The following is a 5375-nucleotide window of genomic DNA, read 5'->3' as shown; positions in this document are numbered from 1 at the left end:
GCCACACACACGCTGAGCATCAGACCGTCTCGGTTAAAAAAAGGCATATACCTTTGTCAGATAAGCTCCAACAGCAAAAACGTTACCCTGCGCTTTGTCAAACTCTAGTGCCGAAGTTTTTCACACAACAGATTCTATCTTAATTTCTATATTTGCTTCATGAAACCAATTATCGCCCCCTCTGTACTTGCTTCTGATTTTGCTAACCTGCAGTCTGAAGTAGAAATGCTGAACGAAAGCCAGGCTGACTGGCTGCATATCGACATCATGGACGGCCGCTTTGTGCCGAACATTTCTTTCGGATTTCCTGTGCTGCAGGCCATTCAGCGGCATGCCAAAAAGCCGTTAGATGTACACCTAATGATCGTGGAGCCGGAGCTTTACATCGAGCAGTTCAGAGAGGCAGGAGCGGAGATCATATCTGTGCACCTGGAAGCTTGTAACCACTTGCACCGTACCATTCAGCAAATTAAGGCAACAGGAGCTAAGGCAGGTATAGCCCTTAACCCGCATACTTCCGTACAACTGCTCGACGATGTAATTGCTGATGTGGATTTGGTTTGTGTGATGTCAGTGAACCCGGGTTTTGGCGGACAGAAGTTCATCGAAAACACCTTCCGTAAGATTGAAGCGCTGAAAAACCTGATCATTGCCCGTAACTCAAATGCACTTATTGAGATTGACGGTGGTGTAAACCAGCAGAATGCACCTTTGCTGCTTGAAAAAGGCGCTGATGCGCTGGTGGCCGGTAGCTTTGTGTTCAACTCTGCTGATCCTATTCAGACCATTGGCAATCTGAAAAACCAGGCTTAATTTATAATCAAAGCACCCTCTATGCACCGATATCTTGCGGTATGGCTCTTGATGCTGCTGCCAGCAGGTGCCTTTGCACAGCAGGGAACAGTGAAGGGTACGGTTCTGGACTCCAGTCGCCAGCCACTTGAAATGGCGACGGTAGGGGTGCAGGGCCGTACTCTTGGCGTTCAAACGGATGCACAAGGCAGGTATAGCCTGAGGTGTCTGCTGCAGAAGAGCTGGTGCTTGTGGTGCGCTACCTTGGGTATAAGCAGCAGGAGCGGACCGTGCAATTGCAAGCAGGGCAGGAGCTGGTACTCGACTTTGTCTTAGAGGCCGACCCGCAGCAGTTGCGGCAGGTTGACGTGCGGGGCAAACGTGAAGATGATACCCGGGAACAGGTCAGCGTGACCCGCCTCGATCCAACGCTCACTAAAACCCTCCCATCCGCTTTTGGTGATTTCAACATGATACTGGCCACACTGCCAGGTGTTACCAGCAACAACGAACTGTCCTCTACCTACTCCGTGCGCGGCGGAAATTATGACGAAAACCTAGTGTATGTCAACGGTATTGAAATCTACCGCCCTTTTCTGATTTCAGCGGCGCAGCAAGAGGGCTTGAGTTTTGTCAATCCGGATCTAGTGGCTAATGTTGAGTTTTCTTCTGGAGGGTGGCAGCCCAAGTATGGCGACAAACTCTCATCAGTTCTTAATATCCAGTACAAGCGGCCAACCTCGTTTGCCGGTTCTGTTACCGGCAGTTTGACCGGTGGCGCGATTCATCTGGAGGAAGCCTCGAAGAACAAACGTGTATCCTATCTAATGGGCCTGCGCCACAAGAACAGCCAGTACATGTTGCAGGGGCTTCAGGTGGATGGTCAGTACCGTCCGGTATTCACAGACGGGCAGGTATACATCAGTTTCGATCTGGGCAAAGAACCTGAGCGCACGACACTAGGGCTGCTCGGCAGCTATGCCCGCAACAATTTCCGTGTAGAGCCTGAAACTCGAACCACCACCTTCGGAACCCGCCAGGCACCGCTTCGGCTTTTAGTAGCCTACGATGGCAGGAGAACATGGAGTATGATACCTATCAGGTGGGGGCTAACCTGAGCCATCAGGTATCCGATAATCTGCTGACTGAGTTTATCGTGTCAGGCGTACACTCACTGGAGCGTGAGTTTCGTGATATAGAGGCCGCCTACCGCCTCTGCGACGTCAACACCTTAGGGCGTAACGACATGGGCGAGTGCCTGCGTGACCGGGGCATAGGCAGTCAGTTTGATCATGCCCGCAACGCTTTGAAAGCCATGGTACTGGCAGCAGAGAGCCGTAATACCTGGCGCCTGAGCTCGCGCAGCACCGTCCTTGCCGGTGCAAAAGCCAGCCTGGAGCGCATCAACGATCGTTTGTCTGAATACGGCTTTGTTGATTCTTCAGACTTTGTGTCGATGGCTTACACCCTTAATTCGGAGCTTGACCTACATACCCAGCGTTACAATGGCTATGTGCAGCATACCTATGAACTGGATTCCCTCAAAACGATCACCTATGGCCTCCGGGCCAGTTACTGGAGCTATAACAATGAATTGACCATCACGCCGCGGGTGCAGTACTCGTTTATTACCCGCCGAAACCCTGACCTCTCCTTCAAAGCTGCCGTGGGGCTTTATTATCAGCCTCCTTTCTATAGAGAGTTACGCAACTTTCAGGGAGAGCTAAACCCGAATCTAAAGGCGCAGCGCTCCCTTCATGCTGTCATTGGTAGCGACTACCTTTTCAAAGCCTGGGACCGTGATTTCAAACTGACCACGGAGGCCTATTACAAGCACATGACCAATGTGGTGCCTTACGATCTGGATAACGTGCGACTGCGCTACTACGGACAGAACAATGCGAAAGCCTATGCAGCCGGTTTGGATGTGCGGGTGAATGGGGAGTTTATAAAAGGAGCGGAGTCCTGGCTGAGCTTAGGACTGATGCAGACAAGGGAAAATGTGCAGGGGGACTCCAGCCTGGTATACAGCAGTTCAGGCGAGATAATCGGAAGCAGAGACCGGGGGTATATTCGGCGTCCAACCGACCAGTTAGTGAACATCGGTGTGTTTTTTCAGGATCATTTGCCCGATAACCCGACCATCCGGATGTATCTGAATGCCGTGTATGGCAGTGGTTTGCCATTCGGGCCGCCTAACCGTCCAGAGTTTCGCAATGCCTTCTCCGGCAAATCTTATAAAAGAGTAGATATTGGTTTTTCGAAGCTGATCGCCTTAGGAGACGACCTGACGGATCGCAAGAAAGTGTCGCTGGAAAGCCTCTGGATCGGTCTGGAAGTGCTCAATATCATCGATGCCCAGAATCGCATTTCCTACAGCTATGTAACCGATGTAAATAACCTGACCTATGCTATTCCGAACTTTCTGACAGGCCGACGAGTTAACTTACGTTTTATCGCCCGCTTTTAGGTATAAAAAGGAGCGGGGCTTCAGTTATATAACTGAAGCCCCGCTTGTGAATTGTGATTTTTTACTACCTCCGTTTCTTCCACTCATTATAAGCCGATTCAATTTCACGGGCATAGGTCTGGTACGATTCCGGTTCCTTTGGTCCCAGCTGCATCGCCTTTGCACTCAAATTAGCTGCTACCTGGTATTCTCTATTGAGTGCATAGAGCCTGGCCTTCACCCAGTTATTATAGAAATTCTCTTTGATAGCGATAGACTTGTTGATGTATTGTAAAGCCTTTTCATGCTGGTCTTTGCGTGAGGTCAGGTAATCGGCTGCCTGCGCCCAAGTATACCAGTCGTCCGGAGCAGCTGCCTTGATGGCCTTGTTGATGTTAGCCAGAGCCTTTTTCTCGATTTCTGTTTCAATGTTGATCGACACCTGCGAGTTTTCCCAGGCCAGGTTTAGCGTACCTTTGTTGGTGCTGATATCACTGAATGAAAATTGTAGCGTTTCATGGAAAGGTACCTTCTTCGGTGTCACACGCAGGTAAGCCACATCGTTCAGTTCACTATACCCTTCGAGACCCCACAGGGTCGTGTCTTTGTTCAGGACAATATTCCACTCCGTTTCATTTTCTGGCAAAATAAAGAAAGAGTAGGTACCAGCCGGCACACGCTCGTGGTTCAAGAAAAGATCATCTTCAAATGTAATCAAAGTAGCCTCGTTAGCACCAGCCCTCCACAGCGTGCCATACGGTACGAGTGACCCGAAGATCTGGCGCCCTTTAACACCAGGTGCATGATAGCGTACTTTTATTTCTGTTAGCCCGATGGTTTGTTTCACCATTGCTTCAGGGCTGGCCTGTGGCAGTTTAATCTGTGCAGCGGCGTGCTGCTGACTGAGCGCAAAGCAAAAGGCCAGTGTCAATAAGCTAAGCAGGTACTTCTTCATGATCATTATACGTGTGATGCGTCTTTGGTAGTATAGGCAAATACTGAAAAAACTATGCCAGAACTCAAAAAAATATATATCAAAATTCTGATACAAATTTAAATAAAAATAGCACTGGTTTTGAAAGTTGTTTTTACAATAACATGGCCTATACATGCAGTTTGAGTAATTAATTGCATAGAAGCGCTCCTAACAGAGGCTGTAACATATATAAAATTTTGTATTCAATAAAAATAACTTAAAAAAAATATTTGAAGAGTAATAACCTTTGTGGTGTATTTTTGTATAAAGCTATTAATTATTTTAAATTATATAAGCTTGGGTGTTATTTCTAAAGAACATGTCTTCTGTAGTGTTGCTATGCATCAATCAGGAAAGCTATGTTCTTTTTTTATGCCCATACCTGAATGTACACCATTGATTTACTACCACTTGCACCTTAAGTCTGGAAGGTGAGATGATTGAAAAGCTCTTAACCCTAAACCCTTTATTAAAAATTTATGAATGGTAAAACTTTACTAAATCACATGGCGAAGTGGAAGCTACTGTATGTGGTCACGCTCATTGCTTCGCTTTCCTTTGCGGGTGTTAATGCCTTTGATAGTTATAATCCTACGGTTGTTTCTGATAAGGATGATTATGCTCCGGGAGAAGTAGCTATTATATCAGGTTTTGGCTGGACACAGGATAGCTTGGTAGACATACATCTAGAGGAAGATCCTGCGCATGACCATCACCATGGCTATCACGATACAAAAGTCAGCCCAGATGGTACTTGGCAAATTGAATACCCAATTGAAGACCGCCACTTAGGAGTGAAATTCACAGTTAAAGTGGAAGGCCAACAAAGCGGTACTATAGCATACACATATTTTACAGACGCCAATGTGACCTTTGCAGCTACTGGTTTACCTACGCAAACATCTTTAAAAGTTACCTATCAAATAAATGGTGGAGAATCTAAGTCTACACCGGATTTCACACCTCCGGCTACGCCAAATTCGGTAGTTGTTCCGAAAGATGATAATATTAGCTATACTTTTCCTGATATAATAGTTGGAGGGGTTTTATATAGAAGTACAACTATTACAACTGGTTCAAATACTCAAACGGGTCCAACAAACACATACAAATTACCAAATAACGGTGCTAATACAATAACAGGAAATTATGTAGCTA

7 protein-coding genes are annotated in these 5375 nt (G+C 46.9%); 6 read left to right on the top strand and 1 reads right to left on the bottom strand.

The genetic code is table 11. The features are described 5' to 3' along the window. Positions 1-12 precede the first annotated feature (12 nt). Genes O71_RS27660 through O71_RS23595 form a run of 5 tightly spaced genes read left to right on the top strand, consistent with a single transcriptional unit; the run spans position 13 to position 3262 of the window. Positions 13-108, top strand: coding sequence for a T9SS type A sorting domain-containing protein (locus tag O71_RS27660; RefSeq protein WP_369751008.1), 96 nt, complete (start codon positions 13-15; stop codon positions 106-108). Positions 109-159: 51 nt separating this feature from the next. Beyond that, complete coding sequence (gene rpe / locus O71_RS20805; protein WP_007661151.1) at positions 160-813, top strand: ribulose-phosphate 3-epimerase; 654 nt, start codon at positions 160-162, stop codon at positions 811-813. Positions 814-834: 21 nt separating this feature from the next. Further along, positions 835-1128: a carboxypeptidase-like regulatory domain-containing protein gene (locus O71_RS27655; RefSeq protein ID WP_081490559.1), complete on the top strand. Its 294-nt coding sequence runs from the start codon at positions 835-837 to the stop codon at positions 1126-1128. After that, positions 1017-1910, top strand: coding sequence for a TonB-dependent receptor plug domain-containing protein (locus O71_RS23600; RefSeq protein WP_051017842.1), 894 nt, complete (start codon positions 1017-1019; stop codon positions 1908-1910). The genes O71_RS27655 and O71_RS23600 overlap by 112 nt, the downstream gene beginning before the upstream one ends. Continuing rightward, positions 1874-3262 (top strand): TonB-dependent receptor, encoded by a 1389-nt coding sequence (locus tag O71_RS23595; protein WP_051017841.1) that lies wholly within the window; start codon positions 1874-1876, stop codon positions 3260-3262. The genes O71_RS23600 and O71_RS23595 overlap by 37 nt, the downstream gene beginning before the upstream one ends. A gap of 64 nt (positions 3263-3326) precedes the next feature. Here O71_RS23595 and O71_RS20795 read toward each other — a convergent pair whose 3' ends face one another. After that, the gene (locus tag O71_RS20795; RefSeq protein ID WP_155801054.1) at positions 3327-4196 is read right to left on the bottom strand and encodes a DUF2911 domain-containing protein; all 870 of its coding nucleotides are present in this window, start codon (positions 4194-4196) and stop codon (positions 3327-3329) included. Positions 4197-4723: 527 nt separating this feature from the next. On the opposite strand from O71_RS20795, the gene O71_RS20790 reads away from it, so the two are divergent. Continuing rightward, the coding region (locus tag O71_RS20790; protein WP_155801053.1) for a hypothetical protein at positions 4724-5375 on the top strand (652 nt) is incomplete at its 3' end.

Origin of the sequence: Pontibacter sp. BAB1700, from assembly GCF_000277005.1 — a bacterium.
Taxonomy (GTDB): domain Bacteria; phylum Bacteroidota; class Bacteroidia; order Cytophagales; family Hymenobacteraceae; genus Pontibacter; species Pontibacter lucknowensis.
This window is presented reverse-complemented; position numbering and strand designations above follow the sequence as displayed.